Here is an 18,111-nt window from a genome sequence, read left to right as displayed (position 1 = left end):
CATTTGCATTCTATGATAAAGATCAAAACTTTAGAAGAGATAGAATTAATGCGTGAAAGCGCATTGATTGTTAGCAAGACCTTGGGAATATTGGCCAGCGAGGTTAAACCTGGCGTTACCACCTTGCAGTTGGACACCATGGCAGAGGAATTTATCCGGGATCATGGAGGTGTTCCAGGTTTTTTGGGATTATATGATTTCCCCAATTCCCTGTGCATGAGTCCCAATGCCCAAGTTGTACATGGAATTCCCAATAACACTCCTTTGGTTGAGGGCGATATTATCTCTATTGACTGCGGTGTCCTTAAAAATGGATTTTATGGTGATCATGCCTATACATTTGAGGTTGGGGAGGTTAGCCCTGAAACAAAAAAATTATTGGACATAACCAAGGAATCCCTATATGTCGGTATTCGAGAATTTAAAGTCGGCAATCGGGTTGGTGATGTAGGTTTTGCCATTCAACAATTTACCGAAAGTCATGGTTATGGTGTTGTACGCGAATTGGTGGGTCACGGATTGGGAAGGGAAATGCATGAAGATCCGGAAATGCCCAATTACGGAAAACGCGGTAGAGGAAAGAAATTTGTAGAGGGAATGGTCGTCGCCATAGAACCCATGATTAATTTAGGTACCAGAAGAATAAAGCAATTAAAGGACGGCTGGACCATCCTTACGGCAGATGGTAAACCTAGTGCACATTTTGAACATGACGTGGCAATAATAGATGGCAAGCCAGAAATACTTTCCACCTTTGCCTATATTTATGAGGCATTGGGGATAGAAAGTGACGAGGAAGCGGAGTTTCGGCAAAAAGCATTGGTCCTATAACGCAAAGTAGAAAGTTCTTCTGTAGCCTTCGTATTTATCGTTTTTGTTTACTACTCCCCCTTTCCAAGCCAGCATGCATTCCAATGCAGTTTACCTTTTAAGTAGGATAAGATTACCCTATAACACTCTTCAGTATATCGTTGCGATTAAACTGGATTACTTTGGATAACAATTTGAAGAAACTATTTAAATATATACTAAATACGATTCCTAGACCGATCCTTATAAAATTAAGTTATTTGGTGCGTCCCATTATGGCATTTAGCATGAGAGGTAATCGCTACACCGATCCCATAGATGGAAAAAAATTCAAGAGCTTTCTCCCTTACGGCTATGAACATCCTCGTGAAAATGTCTTGTCTCCCTCTACCCTATCGCTTGAAAGACACCGACTTTTGTGGCTCTACTTAAAAAATGAGACCAATTTTTTTACGGACAAACTTAAGGTCCTGCATTTTGCACCTGAACAAGCCTTTTACAAAATATTTAGAAATCTAAACAACATTACCTATACCACAACCGATCTAAATTCGCCCCTGGCAGACGTTAAGGCGGATATTTGCAACCTTCCATTCACCAACAATTCCTTTGATGTTATTTTTTGCAACCATGTATTGGAGCATATTCCAGATGACACCAAAGCCATGGAAGAATTGTACCGGATTTTAAAGCCCGGCGGATGGGGTATTTTTCAAATTCCACAAGACCTTGGCAGAGCTGATACTTTTGAGGACAATAGTATCACCGATAAAAAGGAAAGGGCAAAAATATTTGGACAATACGATCATGTCAGAATTTACGGTAGGGATTATTTTAATAAGCTAAGATCTATTGGATTTAAGGTGGAAGAGGTTGATTATACTAAAAAGCTTTCCAATACCGAAGTGGATAACTATCGCTTGGCACTGGGTGAAATAATACCAGTGGTGTCCAAATAGCTATTCCAGGACATTGTTTTTAAATCCGTCCGTCATAAATTCCAATACATTTCCTTCCGGATCCAAATAAACAATATAAGCTTGCAATTCTTTATGTTGGGCCAAAATGGATTTTGATTTCTCCAGATCCATTGCCATGAAAGATGTAGCAAAAGCGTCGGCCGTAGCGCAATCCTTTGCCATAACGGTAGCCGCCAGGATATTGGAGTTCTTGGTGAATCCGCTTTTTGGGTCAACAGTGTGAACATACTTGGCACCTGTCTCCTGGTCAATTTTAAATTTTCTATAATTTCCGGAAGAAGCCATGGCCACATCCTTCATATACACCGTTCTTTTAGATGTCCTACTTTCCCCCATCATGGGATCATCAATAGCCACTACCCACTTTTTTTCCTTTACCCTATTTTCTCCTTTTGCAACCAACTCCCCTCCTACTTCAATCAAATAATCCGAAATCCCTTTCTCTTGCAACAAAACTGCCAGACGATCTACTGCGTATCCTTTGGCAATGGCGTTAAAATCGAAATACATACCAGGATGGGCCATTTTAATTTTATTTTCCGGGCTGATACTGACTTTATCAAAGCCAACATAATCCAAGAGGCTGTCTACCCGCACGCTATCCATTTCCAATTCGGAACCCGGACCAAATCCCCATGCATTCACCAAAACGCCAACAGTGGGGTCAAAATAGCCATCAGTAGCCGCATAAACCTTTCCCGAAAGCTCAAAAACCTCCCTAAACATTTGGTCAACAACTACGGTAGAGTCGCCCATATTTATTCTTGAGATATCCGAAGTTGGAATATAGGTGGACATAGACTCGTTTAAATCTTGAAAAACCGAATCAATTTCCCGCTCAAAATCCAACTCTTCCTTCGCCAAATAAATAATATTGTAGGAAGTACCCAGTGCAGCTCCTGAATTGAGATTCTTGACCCATTTATCCCCGTTAGTCTTGCAACCATTACAAACCAGGAGCAAAGCTAGAATTCCTATACACAGGAAACTATACTTTAATAATACCTTCATATTCCAATATATAATCTTCATTAAGATAAACCGGTAGATTTCTATCTACGGCATTGTACAGTCCAACTCCGGCGTAATAGGCCTCCCCATTTTGCGACAAAGCATGTTCCTTGATCTTCTCCATTAATGGGATATCGTAGACTTTGGGATCCTGAGGATGCAATACACTTCTAACCACAATAAAAAATAGTTTTTTATCCTTAAGACATACAAACTGTGGGTTCCTTTTAGGTTTACTGTTCACCCCCATAAACTCGAAACCTTCGGCTTCTAAATGTTTTCCAACAATATTCATGGCCAAATTATGCAATTCCTGTTCCGTCAAAGGCTTACCCATTTTCCAAAATTCAAATTAATAACCAATGCTCTAGTTAAATCCCAACTTTTTTAAAAAACATTGTTCAAAAAAAAGACCTGTCAGGTTTCTTAAACTTGACAGGTCTATAATTAGACCTACAAGGTCTTGGGAATATTGAAGCCTATAAATTAACCTCCAAAATCATCAAATCTAATATGCTCATCAGGGATACCAAAATCCTCTCCCATTTTTTGAACAGCTTTGTTCATCAACGGTGGTCCACAGAAATAAAGTTCTATATCTTCAGGTGAATCATGATGGTTCAAATAATTCTCTATAACACAATTGTGTATAAATCCAACAAATCCATCTCCTGGAGCATCTATATTCTCTTTCACTTTCCAGTTATCCTCAGGTAAGGGTTCAGAGAGAGCCAAGTAGAACTTAAAGTTAGGAAATTCCTTTTCAAGCCTATAAAAGTGATCCAAATAAAACAATTCGCGCTTGGACCTTCCTCCGTACCAATAAGTAACCTTTCTCTTTGTTTTAAGGGTATTGAAAAGGTGATATAAATGTGAACGCATTGGAGCCATTCCTGCTCCACCGCCAACATACAACATCTCTGAATCCGATTCATTGATAAAGAACTCACCGTAAGGTCCTGAGATTGTTACAGGGTCACCCTTTTTCAAATTGAATATGTAAGAAGATGCAATTCCTGGATTAACCTCCATCCAACCATTCTTGGCTCTATCCCATGGTGGAGTTGCAATACGTACGTTCAACATAATTTCTCTTCCTTCAGCAGGGTAAGAAGCCATAGAGTATGCTCTTTCCACTGTTTCAGGGTTCTTCATCACCAACGGCCATAAGTTGAACTTATCCCATTCCGCCTGAAACTTATCCGGAGTTTCATGCTCTTCAGGATGCGCCGTAATATCCATTTCAGAGAATTTAACTTCGCAAGGAGGAATTTCTATCTGAATATACCCACCAGCCTTATAGCCCATATCCTCTGGAATTTCAACTACGAATTCCTTAATAAATGACGCCACGTTATAATTACGAACAACGGTTCCCTGCCATTTTTTAATTCCAAAAACTTCTTCAGGAATGGTAATTTCCATATCCTGCTTTACCTTCACCTGGCAAGCCAAACGGGCTCCATGATTCAATTCTTTCTTGGAGAAATGTGGGGTTTCTGTTGGAAGGGCTTCCCCACCCCCTGAAAGAACATGACATTCACATTGTATGCAGGTACCTCCACCTCCACATGCCGAAGGAAGAAATATTTTCTGATTTCCCAAAGTGGACAATAATGACCCACCGGAACCTACTTCAATTTTCTTTTCACCGTTAATGGTTATGGTAACTGGTCCTGATGGAGATAGTTTTTCCTTGGTAAACAGTAATAGTGCCACCAATAATAACAATAGTATTAAAAAAGCAACTACCGTTATCAGTATTGTTCCAATTGTACTTGTAGCTAAAATCATTTTTACTCGTTTATTATAGCGTTGTTATAAGAAACCGTATTTTCCTTGGTTTCCTTTATTATCTTCTCTTCCTCTACTTTCTGGGCCGTTTTCTGTTCCACTTCTTTAGGAGCTTCGTCACCACCGGTCAACATTCCGCCAAAACTCATGAATCCAATAGCCATAAGCCCAGTAATTATAAAGGTTATGCCTAAACCTCTAAGTGGAGGTGGAACATTGGAATATCTAATTTTCTCTCGTATTGCCGCAATGGCCAAAATAGCCAAGAACCAACCAATTCCGGAACTAAGTCCATAATTAAAGGCCAGTCCCAAAGATTGTATATCCCTGGACTGCATAAACAATGAGCCTCCCAATATGGCACAGTTAACCGCTATTAATGGTAAAAATATACCCAATGAATTATAAAGTGCCGGAGAAAATTTTTCCACAACAATCTCTACCAATTGCACCATTGTAGCTATGGTTGCTATAAAGAGAATAAACGATAAAAAGCTTAGGTTGTAATCTGCATATTCCGGACCTAACCAAGCTAAGGCTCCATCCCTTAAAAGATACTGATCCAATAACCAGTTTAAAGGTACGGTTACCGCCAAGACAAATATAACAGCTGCTCCAAGACCAACTGCAGTAGTCACTTTTTTAGAAACGGCAAGATAAGAACACATTCCTAAGAACGTGGCAAATACCATATTGTCTATAAATATGGATTTAAAAAATAATTCTACATGCTCTAACATAACATTCTATTCTTATGATGACTACTAGTTTTCTTCAATTAATGCTTTGTTGCGCGAACGCTGTACCCAGATAATGAGTCCAACTACGATCAACGCCATGGGGGACAACAGCATAAAACCGTTGTTTTCATATCCTATTGAGTATAATCCTGTTTTTTCAATGGGATCTCCCAAAACTTTAAATCCAAGCAAGGTACCTGAGCCCAGTAGCTCTCTAAAGAACCCAATTATTACCAATATTAAACCATATCCTGCCGCATTCCCTATACCATCCAAGAAGGACCTCCAAGGACCATTGGCCAAAGCAAAAGCTTCAAAACGTCCCATGATGATACAGTTGGTAATAATTAACCCTACGAAAACAGAAAGTGTTTTGCTCAATTCATAGGCAAAGGCCTTTAACACCTGATCTACCATAATTACAAGGGCAGCTACAACGACCAATTGAACAATAATTCTAATCTTTGAAGGTATAATGTCACGCATTAGGGAAATTACAACGTTCCCCATTCCCATTACGAACAGTACTGAGAAAGCCATTACTATGGATGCCTTTAATTCGGCTGTAATTGCCAAGGCAGAGCATATACCTAGAACCTGAATGGTAATAGGGTTGTTATCCGCCAAGGGATCTAATATTAGATTTGCATCTTTTTTTGAAAGTAGTGCCATGTTTTAATTTTTAGCTCTTATGGTTTCCAAATAGGTTTTATATAGATTTACGCTCTGACGAATCATTGCAGAAACACCATCACCAGTAATAGTGGCTCCTGCCAATGCATCAACTTCATTGTCATCTTTAATTTCGTTGGTAGGATCGTTATTTCCCTTGGCAACAGCAATACCGGCATATTCCGTACCTTTTAAAATGGATTCTCCCGTAAAATCATCCATAAAGTAACGCTGCTTGATATTTGCTCCCAACCCAGGTGTCTCACCCTTATGGTCAAAATACGCACCTTGCACAACCAAATTATCATCCAAGGCAACAAAGCCCCAAATAGCATCCCATAGACCTTTACCTCTCATAGGAATGATATAATATTTTGCCCCATCCTTTTCACCAATGAACAATGGCAACTTTCTTGTTTTACCAGCTTTGGCCTCAGTTTCCTGTTTTTTAAGATCTATTAGGTAGGCGTTGTCGTCCTTTGTAATCTTATCCCCTTCAATAACCAATTGCTCCGTGATATATTTTTCAAATTCACCAGCAACCTTATCGGTAGAAACGAAATTAACACTCCCCTCATCCTCATTTTCGTTTACGCCCATGGCATAAAGAATATTCTGTTGTTTTTCCAGTCTTTCGTTCTCCTGGATCTTTTCACTGAGTGAAGACGCAAAAAATGCCAAAAGAGACCCTACTATAACCACCATAACGGCGGCGAAAATAACGGTGTAACTATTTTTATCTGTATTAACTGCCATGATTATACTGTTTCTGCTTTTAATTCCTGTGCTTTTCCTTCAACGTCCCTAGGTAAAATAGTAGCGTTCTTAGCACGCTTCAATCTTTTATTTATATTCCCCCTAACCACATAGTGATCAATTGTTGGAGCAAAAACGTTCATCAACAAAATAGCCAAGAATACGCCTTCTGGATAAGCAGGGTTGAACACCCTTATCAATACTGAAATAAAACCTATAAAGAATCCATAGACCCATTTACCCCTATTGGTTTGGGCACCAGTAACCGGATCGGTTGCCATATACACAATACCAAAGGCCAAACCACCAACTATTAAATGTTGCCAGAAGGCAAAACTCATTAATCCGTAGAATTTACTGGTTTCTGTTATCCAACCGGCATCAACCACACCATTAAAGATAAGCCCCATCACCAAAGCTCCTGCAACCGCACTCACCATGATTCTCCAACTTGCTATTTTACTAAAGATCAAGAAAAGACCCCCTAACAATATTAGTATCGTAGAAGTTTCCCCAACAGATCCAGGAATAAATCCAAAAAACATATCGGCAACGGAGTAACTCATTTCAGCACCTTTTCCTTGGGCCAAATAACCCAAAATGGTTTCTCCCGAAATAGCATCCGGACCACCGGCCAAATCAACCGCTTGGTGCACCCAAACCTTATCCCCACTCATCCAAGTAGGATAAGCAAAGAATAAAAATGCCCTAATGGTAAGTGCCGGGTTCAAAATATTCATCCCGGTACCACCAAAAACTTCCTTTCCTATGACCACTCCAAATACTACGGCTACGGCCAACATCCATAAAGGTGTATCAATAGGTACGATCAAAGGCACCAACATCCCTGTTACCAAATACCCTTCCTCTACCTCATGACCTTTTATTACAGCGAATAAAAATTCAACTGCAAGTCCTACGGCGTATGAAACGATTACCAAGGGCAAGACAGTCCATGCCCCCATAATGAAGTTCTCCCAAGTTAGGAAGTTTCCAAAAATCGAAGCTTGTCTAATAACACCATTAGCGGCATCTACCGCAGCATTGTGTTGATATCCCGCATTGAATATTCCGAAAAGAAGTACTGGCACCAAAGCCATGATTACCGTGTTCATGGTCCGTTTTAGATCATCCACAACGCGTACATGGGAACCAGAATGTGTAGTTTCATTGGGAGCATACAAGAAAGTATGGATAGCATTGAATGCCGGTGCCATCTTCTTGCCCTTATATCTCTCCTTTAGGTTATGTAAATTACTTTTTAAGCTCATCTTTTATCCTATTTCTTTATATAATAAATCCAACCCTTCCCTAATAATCTGCTGATGGGGTTGTTTAGAGATGCAAATAAATTCTGTAAGTGAAAAATCCTCCGGAGCCACCTCGTATAGACCAAGTTGTTCCATTTCATCCAAGTCCTTCACCATACACGCTTTTAGCAACTGTAAAGGATAAATGTCCATTGGAAAAACCTCCTCATACAACCCAGTAACCACAAATGCCCTGTGTTCACCGTTGGTATTGGTGTCCAAATCGTATTTCTTTTTAGGCTGCAACCATGAAAAGGTCATTGCCCTAGTAGTAGAAACTTTATTGAAAACTGGCTTGTTCCAACCGAAAAGCTCATAATCATCACCTTCTGGGATAACACTCACCGTATTGTTATAATAACCCAAATATCCGTCAGGTTTTGTTTTGCTACCAGTTAGTACATCTCCATTGATTACCCTAAAATTCTCCGTATTAACGCCGCTGGCGTAAAGAAATGTAGATACTTCAGATCCTATTTTCGTAGTATAATATTTTGGCGCCTTAACACTGGACCCAACCAAGGCTACTACCCTTTCAGGATTATATCTTCCCGTTAGTATCAACTCTCCAATAATAACTAAATCCTGCGGAGTAATGGTCCATACCACTTCACCTTTATTAATTGGATCTATTTTATTGATCTGTGTTCCTACCAGACCAGCTGGATGGGGACCACTTACATTATGGATTTCAACATCTTCCATTTTAGTAAAAATGGACTGTCCACCTTTACCAACCGAAACATGCACCTTACCGGGAGTTAATTTCCCCAGCACAGTAATTGCAGCCTGTATTTCTTTTTCCTTGCCCTTTAGTGCATAATCCAGGTCCGCTGCCATAGGGCTCGTAACATAGGCAGAGACAAATATCGCCTTTGGTGTTACCTTTGGGCTGGCAATTATGTCATAAGGTCTTCGCTTAATAAAAGGCCAACACCCAGATTTTAAAAGCAGGGCTTTAGCATCTTCGGCTTTGGCACTTTTGGGAGACAAAGGCGTATGTGAAACAAACTCTTGGCTTTTGTCCGCCAAAATTTTCAAGGTTAAAATTTTTCTTCTGGCACCTCTTACCACCTCTACCAATTCCCCACTAACCGGGGAAACAAAAAGCATATCTTCCACATTTTTATTATAAAAAAGTGGTTCTCCCGCCTTTACTTCGGCGCCTTGCTTAACTAATAATTTAGGGGTAATTCCGTGAAAATCCTGAAGATTAATCGCATAAACATTACTCAATACAGCTTTGGAAGTAGTCTTTTCCGCCTCACCAATAAGATTAATGTTCAAGCCTTTTTTAATTCGGATGTCTTTAGACATATTTAGTAGACCTTAGGTTATCAAAATTTCGAGCAAATTTACCACATAATAGAAAGTTTTCATAATTATTACTTAATTATTACTTATAAATTTAGAGATTAAACCGCGCTAACCCATTTAGGCTTGCTTTTTGCTTACCTTTACGAGAAAATTTTACCAAATGCGATTGAATCTTTATGCGCTTTTACTACTCCTTTCTGCCCATTTAGCATATGCCCAGGTGCAGTCGGAAATCAACCCTCCTACCAATATTAAATCTATCATATTTAAAGGTTCTACCGATGATCAATTTCCTGTGGTAAACTTGGGCGACCCCATTTATCTGGAATTTGATGACCTTTTGGCCAATGAACAGGATTACTATTATAAAATAGTACACTGTGATTACGATTGGACACCGTCCTCCCTATTAAAATCCCAATTTCTAAACGGATTGGACAACGAGCGCATTGTGGATTATGAAAATAGTTACTCTACGCTACAGCCATATTCCAATTACAAGCTTACCATACCTAATGATTATACCCGCTTAAAAGTTAGCGGTAATTACTTACTGGAAATTTACAACAGATATAATGAGCTGCAATTTTCCCGTAGATTTATTGTATATGAAGATTTGGTAAATGTGGGAGGAGTTGTAAAACGTTCAAGGGATTTCACATATCTCAATGAAAAACAGGTAGTGCAATTTACCATTAACACCAACCAGATAAAATTGGTAAACCCCAACAAGGAAGTCAAAGTAGCCATAATACAAAACTATCAATGGCCGACGGCCATCACCAATCTAAGCCCTCAATTCAACATGGGCACAGAATTGGTATATAAATATGATAAGGAAACCAGTTTTTTTGGCGGCAATGAGTATTTTAATTTTGACACAAAGGACTTAAGGGCCCCCAGTTCCTCTATCTCCCGTATAGAGCTGGCAGAGCTCTACAGCCATTATCTATTTACCGATTACTATAGGTATGACCGTCCCTACACCTATTACCCCGACGTAAACGGGGATTTTGTGATCAGAACGCTTCAGGGAGACGACAGCTCTAGGGAAGCCGAATACAGCTATATACACTTTACCCTTCCCTATACTGATAAAATTGGCCTGAACGACGTGTTTGTTTTCGGAAAATACAACAATTACGCATTGGACGAGGAAAACAAAATGACATATAATGAGGATACCGGCAATATGGAAGCGGTTATTAAAATGAAACAAGGGTTTTACAATTACAAATATGTAATGAAAAACGCTAAAGGTGTTATTGACATGAACACTATCTCTGGAAATTTTCATTTTACCGAAAATAGCTACCTGATCCTGGTATATTATCGCAATTTTGGTGATATGTACGACAGCATTATTGGAGTGGGCTCTGCAAATTCCCGTTCCATTACCAATTAGCTATTGTTTAAACGGACGCTTCAAATAACACTTTTCCCTGAAGGGTTTTAAGGAATTAAGATGGACTGGTCAAGTAATAGAACAGCAACCACAAATTAATTTATCAAAAAAAGAAGGTCAAAAGCAGAGATTAACATTAGCTTAAACGTGTAAACAAAAAGTCTTATTATATTGCAGCATGATAATGAAGGGAATTTCAACCTAACCCATAATTAAACATGAATAGCAGCTTTTACACTATGTGGACCAAAACCATTTTTATTCTTCTACTTTTCTTAAGCCTAAGCTCCCTGGCTCAAGAAACCAAACTAGGTAGTATTCTTTACGATTATCACAATAACCCGGAACAGGTCCTGGTAGCAGCCCACAGAGCCACCAATCCCAACTACCCGGAAAACTCTTTGGCCGCCATAGCCGAAAGTATTCGTATAGGGGTTGATATCGTGGAAATTGATATTAGAAAAAGTAAGGACGGCGAATTGGTAATAATGCACGATAAAACTATTGATAGAACGACCAATGGGACAGGGAAAGTGGAGGATTTTACCCTTGCAGAACTCAAGGAGTTTAAACTTAAGTTGGGAAATGACATTACAAATGAGCAGATGCCTACTTTTGAAGAGGTACTACAATTAACCAAGGGCAAGATGCTATTGGATGTAGATTTTAAGCTGGAAGGAGAAGCCGCCGTAAAACAAACTTTTGAGTTGATAGAAAAATACGGAATGGAAGACCAGATATTATTTTTCCTTTATGATTACCCCGAAACTACACAATACCAAAAATTGAACAAAGACATAAAAATAATGCCCAGGGCATATTCCAAAAAGGATATTAGGGCTATAAGGAAATTGGAGGATATTTCCATTATTCATATTGATGAAAGCTATTACAAAAAAGGAACCATGCGCCGGACTATTAAAGCCGGATATAGGGTATGGATCAATGCTTTGGGAAAGTATGATGAGATGGAGCGACAAATGAAAGATTCAGGTTTTGATGCGCTATTGACCCGAAAATACGTCAACGTAATTCAAACCGATCTACCCGAAGAACTTCTGAACTATCTTAGGAAGAGAAACCTACACCGATAACCCTTACTGCATTACCAATTTGGACGTGGGAAAGATATAATCAGAAAATGATTTCATATTCCCCTTTCCCATATTCCACTCCACTTTTGATAATAAGCTTATGGTTTAAGTCGTCATAATTCCAGAAAACGCCTTTTTCAATGGGACGTCCATCCAAAGTGATGGATTCCGGAACACTATTGGAATGGACTCTTAAGATATGGGATATTTTAGTTCCATCCAGTGAAAGTTTCAATTTTTTACCTAAAGTTGAATACGAAATCTTGGTTTCCCCTACAGTATCCGTATGATAAAATACAAAACTATTATCGCCTTTGGGATATACCAAAATGGTGGTAAACCCTTCTGAATCCAAGTCACCCAAACCAGTATAGTCACGCTTAACATCCATAGGGACTATGGCACCCTCCTTTATATAAACAGGAAATTCATCCATTGAAAATTCCCGTTCAATATCCGTCCCTCCTTCATGAAGATCTTTATCATTAAAAAAATACCTCCACTTGCCCTTAGGCAACCTAATGTTTCTTCTTTTCGAATCCTTATATATTGGAGCAACCAAAAAATCTTCCCCGAACATATAGTGATATTTTCCCCGTTTTAAGGGTGTCTGCAATCTTTTGCCCCCATCATGGGCAGTAATAACATAATGGTACATATAGGGCACCAATTCCGTATGCAACCAAGAGAACTTTCGTATCACCTGCAGTTCCTCTTCCGTTCTTTTCCAAAGTCGCCTTTCGCCATGACCACCATTCATGAACAGACCACAAAAGGTGGAGAATTGCGTCCAACGTATATAAAGTCTTGGCGGAATTGTTTTTCCAGAAAATCCGGCCACATCGGACCCCACAATATTATATCCCAGCTCGGCGCTTTTAAGTATGCTTTTTATGGCCGACTCATAACCCTGAATTCCTTCCAACGCTATATCTACTTTTTCGTCCCCACTTTCCAATATCATTTGATCCGTTACCCATTCGTGCTTTTGATCACCTACCCAGTTTACGGGAGAGGCGTCAATTGGTGAAAATCCTTCAGGATGAAACCCACGGTCTATAGATCTGGTCAGGGTAACGAACTCAGGGTTTTGGGTAAGCCCATGCCGGTATTCATCCCTGTAATAATGGTCCATATAGGTTCTAGTGGTCATAAACCCTTTAGATGTGCGCTTGTAGAATATGGGTATTGGACCCAATTGGCTCCAGAATAAGGTTGCAGTGCCATCCAGCTTCCATCCATCAATACCCAAATCAAAAACATTCTGTTGCAATCCCCGCCACCAGTGCATGGCATCTGCATTGGTATAATCTATAAAACCGCCTTCACCCTTCCACCATTTATTGGGGTTCTTGGATTTGACCAGGAAGCCATTATCCATAGCCCCGCCATACCAATCCTTGGAATCTTTAATTTGGGTGTCTTTACTAAAACTATTTACCATAGAGGTCATCCATAAGACCACCCTATAATTATTGTCCTGAAGCTTTTTAAACCATTGATTGGGTTTTTCATAAAGGATCGTGTCTATTTCAAAGTCGTTGTAACGCACAGACCACGGACTATCCAAAATAATGGTTCTCACTGGGATATCGTTTTCCTTATACCCCCTTAATAGCTCATCCACATAATCTGAAGTATTTACATCGTCTTCCCAAAGCCAACATTCCAAAGCCCATGCTGGGGTCAGAGGTGGATTTCCATGACGCTGCCCGTTGAAAGGTATTCCCCACACAGGTAAAACCCAATAAAAATAGGAGACCAAACCTAAAAGAAGAAATCCTAAAACACCTATTTTCAGTACTTTCCTTTTCAAGTTTTAATTTTTAATTTTCTGAAGAATCTAAAATATATGGTCAAAAGTGAATAGATCATAAAGACAGAGCCAATGGTCAACAGCAATGAACTGTATTCGGCAAACACTTTACTATAGCCCTTAACCGCATTGCCCCGAAACATATAATATAAGCCCATGGCTACTAAAAACAAGGCACTGACCAATCCAGTCAAGGCCATTCTTTTGTGCATTGGAATAAAATGTTGCCTTCTATAATTCCATAACAATTGGAACAAAACCAACCAAATGGCCCAGGATAAAACCTGATAGAAATTAAGCGTCCTAAAATAATTAACCAAGGTAACAAAGGGTTGGAACAACAAATTATCTTCACTATAGAAAGGTCGATCTTTGTACATGAGTACCTTTACCCTACTTTGATCCCTATTTCTTAATATTTCCAAAATAGATTTTTCCTTGTCATCCGGATTCATTTGATGCCAATTGGGAATTTGAAACGCATTCCATAAACCACAGGCCCTCCCGTAACCATGAAAATCCAGTCCACCAATCATAAGGAGCTTGTTTTCTTCACAGAACTTTTTTAGATCCATAAATTTGGTTCGATCATAATATAATTCCTTGCCGACATTTTCAATTTCAAAGCCGTCAGCCCCAAGGTCCTTATAAAACTCCTTGTCATTCCCCTTCCCATCAAACCAATGATTAATTATCACAGCACCTCCATACTTATGCACCAAATCCACTATTAGGGAGTCCGATTTCCCCTTGATTTCAAATTTCCCGTTCAGTCCCAATAAACTCATATGATTGGAACCCGAATGTTCTTGACCCACCATTATCAATGGCTCCAAAGGAAATTGGCCTTCCTTTTGCCTGGAGGAGAAGTCCATTGTTTTTTTATGATTGGCATGATCGGTTATAAAAAAGGCATCGAACCCATTTCTTTTGTGCCATTGCCACATTTTGTCCTGCGAAATTAATCCGTCATGACTAAACTCCGTATGGGCATGGGTTGTAACCAATATCTCATCCGAAGTATTATTGACAATAGTATTATTTGGTAGCGGCAGGAAAAGAATAACTATAAAAACAGAAAAGCAAACACCGATAATCAAGGGTAGGTTTCCCAAAAATCTTAGCACTCTTTGCCTCCTAATGGCACCAACAGGAACTTTAAAAACTTTAATTAGACTCAGGCCTATATAAAAAACCATTATCCACAATAAAGTTATAGGCAATTCCTGTAAGGGGTAAATGGAGCGATTGAAATATAGTAATAATCCTAAAATAGGTTCAAAAAGAATTCGCCAAATCTGAATGTGGATACCATAACTTGGTAAGGATTCCAAAGTAAGCGCATCGATAATAAGTATATCCAAATGAAAAAAAAGTGCCAGAACAGCAATAATGAATAACGGAACTGCGCCAAACGACTTTTTCAACATTTTATTAATATCAATTACCAACAGGCTTCAATATAGTCCACTTTTCCATATCATAACAAAAACTTGTTCCTGAAAGCATGGTCAATATTCCCGAGTACCGCTTTCAATGAATAGAATTATATTCATTTTTATAATTGAATTGAGATATATATTCTTCGATTAGACTTCGTTGTGCTTCTGTAAATCTCTGGAGTGGCTCAGCGCTATGATCTTGACAAATTTTCATGGCCAACAAAGCCGCCTTGGTTCCTTTGATATGCCTGGAAGAATATTCCCCAACCTCATATATTGTTTTATGAATCTTTAGCACTTGTTCACGTAAAGACCTTATTTTGTCCAAATCTCTATCCTCCGCTGCATTGTACAAATCCACAAACAATTTCGGGAAAAAATTGGCTCCACCGGCTACCGCACCATGTCCACCATTCATAATTGTTTCCGGTAAAAATAATTCGGTTCCAGCAATTACCGAAAATAGTGGATCAGCTTTAAATTCTTCGATCAACATATACAAATAAGTAAGATCTCCAGAACTATCCTTAATACCAATTGCCCCTAACTCCTTTGCCCTTCTTACAACTTCAATGGATAAATGAAGCTTGGTACAGCTAGGCATGTTATATAACATAAAAGGCAATGGCAATTCAGGCAATAAACTTTCAAGGTAATCGCCCATTTCTTCTTGAGAAATTGGAAAATAGTATGGTGGTGCTACAACCAAGGCATCTGCCCCTACTTCTTTGGCGTGCTTGGCGATTTCCATTGTACCATCAAAAGACGTATCCGTAATCCCTACCAAAACTGGAACCTTTTTATTGACAATTCTACAGGTTTCCGATATAAGTTGTTTCCTAACCTCATAACTTAAACTAGGCCCCTCCCCTGTAGTCCCCAAAATAAATATTCCGTGAACACCACCATCTACAAGGTGGTTTACCAATTTATTTAGTCCGGACAAATCCAGTTCCTTATTCTCTAGTAAGGGAGTAATCATAGGAGGTATTATTCCTTTTACAGGTAATTTCATCATTTTATATTTAATGGATTAAATAATGGTAATACCTATCCGACTGACAAACTATCGTAGTTCCTGTATTCATAGTGGTTGGTTTTTTAGGTTTTCATGAATCTATTTTGCAAGCAATTAATCCTATAGTTTGACCACTGGACCATCTGATTCCAATATTATGAGACATGAATTGTTGTTCTAACAAATTAAATCCAATTTAATATCCCCCGCCACTACAATATTGTTTTAATTGCATTATATTTTAACCTTATTTCTGAATAATTTAATTATATTAGTCCAATATTGTCAATATACCAACTTATGGAATTTATCTTTGAAAAAATATTTGTACCAAACAAACATTCATTTATATCAAGAAAATTACCTTTGGCATCAAATGCGAAAATACATTCCCACAAAAATTTTGAATTAAATTTTATCACCGCGGGATCGGGCAGAAGAATTGTTGGCGACAACATCTCTGGATTTGAAAAAGGTGACCTGGTTCTATTAGGTCCTAATCTTCCCCACTGCTGGGAAGCCTTGGATTTTGAAAGGGACAATGACCCTTTTTGTATAGTTACACATTTTTCCGAGGACATTATAAACTCCGATTTTTTTAGGATGCCAGAATTGGAACAGGTGGTAGATTTGTTAAAACAATCGAGTACCGGACTGCGTTTTAAGCTGGAAAATGATAGCCACATTAGACACAGCCTAGAGAAAATGACCCAATTACAAGGATTGGAATACTATATTGAAATGCTTAAAATATTTAATTTTCTGCTGCAAATAGATGAAAGGGAAAATCTATCCAATCCAAATAATAGCTCAGCCGTTTTCTCCAAAAATCTGGATAAAATAAATAAGGTCTACGAATATGTCTTTCAAAATATTCAGGAAGGTGTAAAACTGGAAGAGGCCGCTTCTGTTCTAAATATGGCACCCAGTTCATTTTGCAGATATTTTAAGAAGAAAACCAATCTCACCTTTATGGAGTACGTAAAAAGCGTTAGGGTGGGTATTGCCGCAAAATTACTGGCAGAAACCGATAAGCAGATAACACAGATTTGCTTTGAAAGCGGGTATAACAATCTAGCTAATTTTAACCACTACTTTAAGCATATTATGGGCAAAACACCGTCGGATTACAGAAAAACATTTAGGTAATTTAATAATGAACTCCTTTAAGTTTAATTAGGGGTTTATATCTATTCCCATGCGTGCCAAACCATACAATGGCGGGCACAAATTTATTTTATCATTTATTAATGATTCGCCAAAATAATCAATTAACTCCTTTCCTAACAGAAGCCCTGCCCAATACATTTACAACAAATCCGAAGAGAACTACCACAAAGGAGATCAAACTTATAGGTGGCAAGCCTCCTTGCCATTTAGCAGGTGTAGACCAAGTGGAATAACCCATAAAAAAAAGATGTATCCCCAATAGAAATAGTAACCCTAATAAGAATTTTTTTGAGGTGATAATCTCTATAAGCATCTCCTTGCCCCTGGAACGGTTATTAAAACACCAGTGGTAAATCCCCAATATCATAAAACTGGCCATTCCGGAGAGCAAACTAAAATTCCCTATTATGGACAAACTATCATCTCCTGCAAAAAACTTTGGATAATATTGGGGATTGAAAATCAAAAAACTAAGGAGAACATGAAATATGGTTAAAAGCAGGCCCGAAATACCTAATACCTTTCTGCTTTCCAATCCTAAATTTAAGTAAGGCATTCCTAAATTGGTTAGGGGCCTGATCGAAAAACTAAAGGCAAGCAATACGATTGCTGCCAATGACACTCCCTTGTTCAATATAAATATTGGTAAATCTTTCCATGCAACCGTACCCACCACATTATACCTTAAGACCGCATAACCCATGGAAATACCAAAAATGGTCCATATTATCTTTATGTATTTTCTTTGTTCACTCTTAATCATAAAAACCAAATCT

17 protein-coding genes are annotated in these 18,111 nt (G+C 38.7%); 5 read left to right on the top strand and 12 right to left on the bottom strand.

All coding sequences use genetic code 11. The features are described from left to right. The first annotated feature begins 12 nt into the window (after positions 1 to 12). Both map and MWU78_RS04170 read left to right on the top strand, forming a co-directional pair. Positions 13 to 831 carry a type I methionyl aminopeptidase gene (map, locus tag MWU78_RS04175; protein WP_246995272.1) on the top strand — a complete coding sequence of 273 codons (819 nt, stop codon included), beginning with the start codon at positions 13 to 15 and terminating at the stop codon, positions 829 to 831. Positions 832 to 1,004: 173 nt separating this feature from the next. Continuing rightward, positions 1,005 to 1,769: a class I SAM-dependent methyltransferase gene (locus MWU78_RS04170; protein WP_246995294.1), complete on the top strand. Its 765-nt coding sequence runs from the start codon at positions 1,005 to 1,007 to the stop codon at positions 1,767 to 1,769. Here MWU78_RS04170 and MWU78_RS04165 read toward each other — a convergent pair whose 3' ends face one another. From MWU78_RS04165 to MWU78_RS04130, 8 genes are all read right to left on the bottom strand, one after another. Then, positions 1,770 to 2,801, bottom strand: coding sequence for an FAD:protein FMN transferase (locus tag MWU78_RS04165; protein WP_246995270.1), 1,032 nt, complete (start codon positions 2,799 to 2,801; stop codon positions 1,770 to 1,772). Next, the gene (locus MWU78_RS04160) at positions 2,779 to 3,138 is read right to left on the bottom strand and encodes a Na(+)-translocating NADH-quinone reductase subunit F (RefSeq protein ID WP_246995268.1); all 360 of its coding nucleotides are present in this window, start codon (positions 3,136 to 3,138) and stop codon (positions 2,779 to 2,781) included. Before MWU78_RS04160 ends, MWU78_RS04165 begins: the two co-directional genes overlap by 23 nt. Positions 3,139 to 3,287: 149 nt before the next feature. Next, a complete protein-coding gene (nqrF, locus tag MWU78_RS04155; protein WP_187586760.1) occupies positions 3,288 to 4,595 on the bottom strand; it encodes an NADH:ubiquinone reductase (Na(+)-transporting) subunit F in 1,308 nt (435 codons plus the stop codon). A gap of 2 nt (positions 4,596 to 4,597) precedes the next feature. Then, positions 4,598 to 5,335: an NADH:ubiquinone reductase (Na(+)-transporting) subunit E gene (gene nqrE / locus MWU78_RS04150; RefSeq protein WP_187586762.1), complete on the bottom strand. Its 738-nt coding sequence runs from the start codon at positions 5,333 to 5,335 to the stop codon at positions 4,598 to 4,600. Positions 5,336 to 5,359: 24 nt separating this feature from the next. Continuing rightward, on the bottom strand, positions 5,360 to 6,007 hold the full coding sequence (locus MWU78_RS04145) for an NADH:ubiquinone reductase (Na(+)-transporting) subunit D (RefSeq protein ID WP_187586763.1): 648 nt from the start codon (positions 6,005 to 6,007) through the stop codon (positions 5,360 to 5,362). Between the two features lie 3 nt (positions 6,008 to 6,010). After that, positions 6,011 to 6,763, bottom strand: coding sequence for a Na(+)-translocating NADH-quinone reductase subunit C (locus MWU78_RS04140; protein WP_246995266.1), 753 nt, complete (start codon positions 6,761 to 6,763; stop codon positions 6,011 to 6,013). A gap of 2 nt (positions 6,764 to 6,765) precedes the next feature. After that, a complete protein-coding gene (locus MWU78_RS04135; RefSeq protein WP_246995264.1) occupies positions 6,766 to 8,034 on the bottom strand; it encodes an NADH:ubiquinone reductase (Na(+)-transporting) subunit B in 1,269 nt (422 codons plus the stop codon). Between the two features lie 3 nt (positions 8,035 to 8,037). After that, positions 8,038 to 9,390, bottom strand: a complete 1,353-nt coding sequence (locus MWU78_RS04130) for a Na(+)-translocating NADH-quinone reductase subunit A (RefSeq protein WP_246995262.1) — start codon at positions 9,388 to 9,390, stop codon at positions 8,038 to 8,040. Positions 9,391 to 9,550: 160 nt separating this feature from the next. On the opposite strand from MWU78_RS04130, the gene MWU78_RS04125 reads away from it, so the two are divergent. Together MWU78_RS04125 and MWU78_RS04120 are read left to right on the top strand one after the other, a co-directional pair. Then, positions 9,551 to 10,795 carry a DUF5103 domain-containing protein gene (locus tag MWU78_RS04125; RefSeq protein WP_246995260.1) on the top strand — a complete coding sequence of 415 codons (1,245 nt, stop codon included), beginning with the start codon at positions 9,551 to 9,553 and terminating at the stop codon, positions 10,793 to 10,795. Between the two features lie 218 nt (positions 10,796 to 11,013). Then, positions 11,014 to 11,889, top strand: coding sequence for a glycerophosphodiester phosphodiesterase family protein (locus MWU78_RS04120; RefSeq protein ID WP_246995258.1), 876 nt, complete (start codon positions 11,014 to 11,016; stop codon positions 11,887 to 11,889). 40 nt (positions 11,890 to 11,929) lie between these two features. Here the strand turns inward: MWU78_RS04120 and MWU78_RS04115 are convergent, their stop codons facing one another. From MWU78_RS04115 to MWU78_RS04105, 3 genes are all read right to left on the bottom strand, one after another. Continuing rightward, a complete protein-coding gene (locus MWU78_RS04115; RefSeq protein WP_246995256.1) occupies positions 11,930 to 13,705 on the bottom strand; it encodes a TIM-barrel domain-containing protein in 1,776 nt (591 codons plus the stop codon). Next, positions 13,702 to 15,135: a PHP domain-containing protein gene (locus MWU78_RS04110; protein WP_246995254.1), complete on the bottom strand. Its 1,434-nt coding sequence runs from the start codon at positions 15,133 to 15,135 to the stop codon at positions 13,702 to 13,704. Before MWU78_RS04110 ends, MWU78_RS04115 begins: the two co-directional genes overlap by 4 nt. A 103-nt stretch (positions 15,136 to 15,238) precedes the next feature. Then, the gene (locus MWU78_RS04105) at positions 15,239 to 16,165 is read right to left on the bottom strand and encodes a dihydrodipicolinate synthase family protein (protein WP_246995252.1); all 927 of its coding nucleotides are present in this window, start codon (positions 16,163 to 16,165) and stop codon (positions 15,239 to 15,241) included. Positions 16,166 to 16,465: 300 nt separating this feature from the next. Here MWU78_RS04105 and MWU78_RS04100 point away from each other — a divergent pair, with 300 nt between their 5' ends. Further along, positions 16,466 to 17,314: an AraC family transcriptional regulator gene (locus MWU78_RS04100; RefSeq protein ID WP_187586779.1), complete on the top strand. Its 849-nt coding sequence runs from the start codon at positions 16,466 to 16,468 to the stop codon at positions 17,312 to 17,314. A gap of 118 nt (positions 17,315 to 17,432) precedes the next feature. Here MWU78_RS04100 and MWU78_RS04095 read toward each other — a convergent pair whose 3' ends face one another. Next, on the bottom strand, positions 17,433 to 18,098 hold the full coding sequence (locus tag MWU78_RS04095; RefSeq protein WP_246995250.1) for a hypothetical protein: 666 nt from the start codon (positions 18,096 to 18,098) through the stop codon (positions 17,433 to 17,435). Positions 18,099 to 18,111: the final 13 nt, after the last annotated feature.

This window comes from Arenibacter sp. F26102 (genome assembly GCF_023015865.1).
In the GTDB taxonomy this organism is placed as follows: Bacteria; Bacteroidota; Bacteroidia; order Flavobacteriales; family Flavobacteriaceae; genus Arenibacter.
This window is presented reverse-complemented; position numbering and strand designations above follow the sequence as displayed.

What these genes read in the sequence shown, in the direction of transcription:
- MWU78_RS04130 (WP_246995262.1), bottom strand. Translation starts at nt 9,390, where the DNA reads ATGTCTAAAGACATCCGAATTAAAAAAGGCTTGAACATTAATCTTATT.
- MWU78_RS04110 (WP_246995254.1), bottom strand. Translation starts at nt 15,135, where the DNA reads ATGTTGAAAAAGTCGTTTGGCGCAGTTCCGTTATTCATTATTGCTGTT.
- MWU78_RS04135 (WP_246995264.1), bottom strand. Translation starts at nt 8,034, where the DNA reads ATGAGCTTAAAAAGTAATTTACATAACCTAAAGGAGAGATATAAGGGC.
- nqrF (WP_187586760.1), bottom strand. Translation starts at nt 4,595, where the DNA reads ATGATTTTAGCTACAAGTACAATTGGAACAATACTGATAACGGTAGTT.
- MWU78_RS04120 (WP_246995258.1), top strand. Translation starts at nt 11,014, where the DNA reads ATGAATAGCAGCTTTTACACTATGTGGACCAAAACCATTTTTATTCTT.
- MWU78_RS04165 (WP_246995270.1), bottom strand. Translation starts at nt 2,801, where the DNA reads ATGAAGGTATTATTAAAGTATAGTTTCCTGTGTATAGGAATTCTAGCT.
- map (WP_246995272.1), top strand. Translation starts at nt 13, where the DNA reads ATGATAAAGATCAAAACTTTAGAAGAGATAGAATTAATGCGTGAAAGC.
- MWU78_RS04100 (WP_187586779.1), top strand. Translation starts at nt 16,466, where the DNA reads ATGGAATTTATCTTTGAAAAAATATTTGTACCAAACAAACATTCATTT.
- MWU78_RS04095 (WP_246995250.1), bottom strand. Translation starts at nt 18,098, where the DNA reads ATGATTAAGAGTGAACAAAGAAAATACATAAAGATAATATGGACCATT.
- MWU78_RS04105 (WP_246995252.1), bottom strand. Translation starts at nt 16,165, where the DNA reads ATGATGAAATTACCTGTAAAAGGAATAATACCTCCTATGATTACTCCC.
- MWU78_RS04160 (WP_246995268.1), bottom strand. Translation starts at nt 3,138, where the DNA reads ATGGGTAAGCCTTTGACGGAACAGGAATTGCATAATTTGGCCATGAAT.
- MWU78_RS04145 (WP_187586763.1), bottom strand. Translation starts at nt 6,007, where the DNA reads ATGGCACTACTTTCAAAAAAAGATGCAAATCTAATATTAGATCCCTTG.
- nqrE (WP_187586762.1), bottom strand. Translation starts at nt 5,335, where the DNA reads ATGTTAGAGCATGTAGAATTATTTTTTAAATCCATATTTATAGACAAT.
- MWU78_RS04125 (WP_246995260.1), top strand. Translation starts at nt 9,551, where the DNA reads ATGCGATTGAATCTTTATGCGCTTTTACTACTCCTTTCTGCCCATTTA.
- MWU78_RS04140 (WP_246995266.1), bottom strand. Translation starts at nt 6,763, where the DNA reads ATGGCAGTTAATACAGATAAAAATAGTTACACCGTTATTTTCGCCGCC.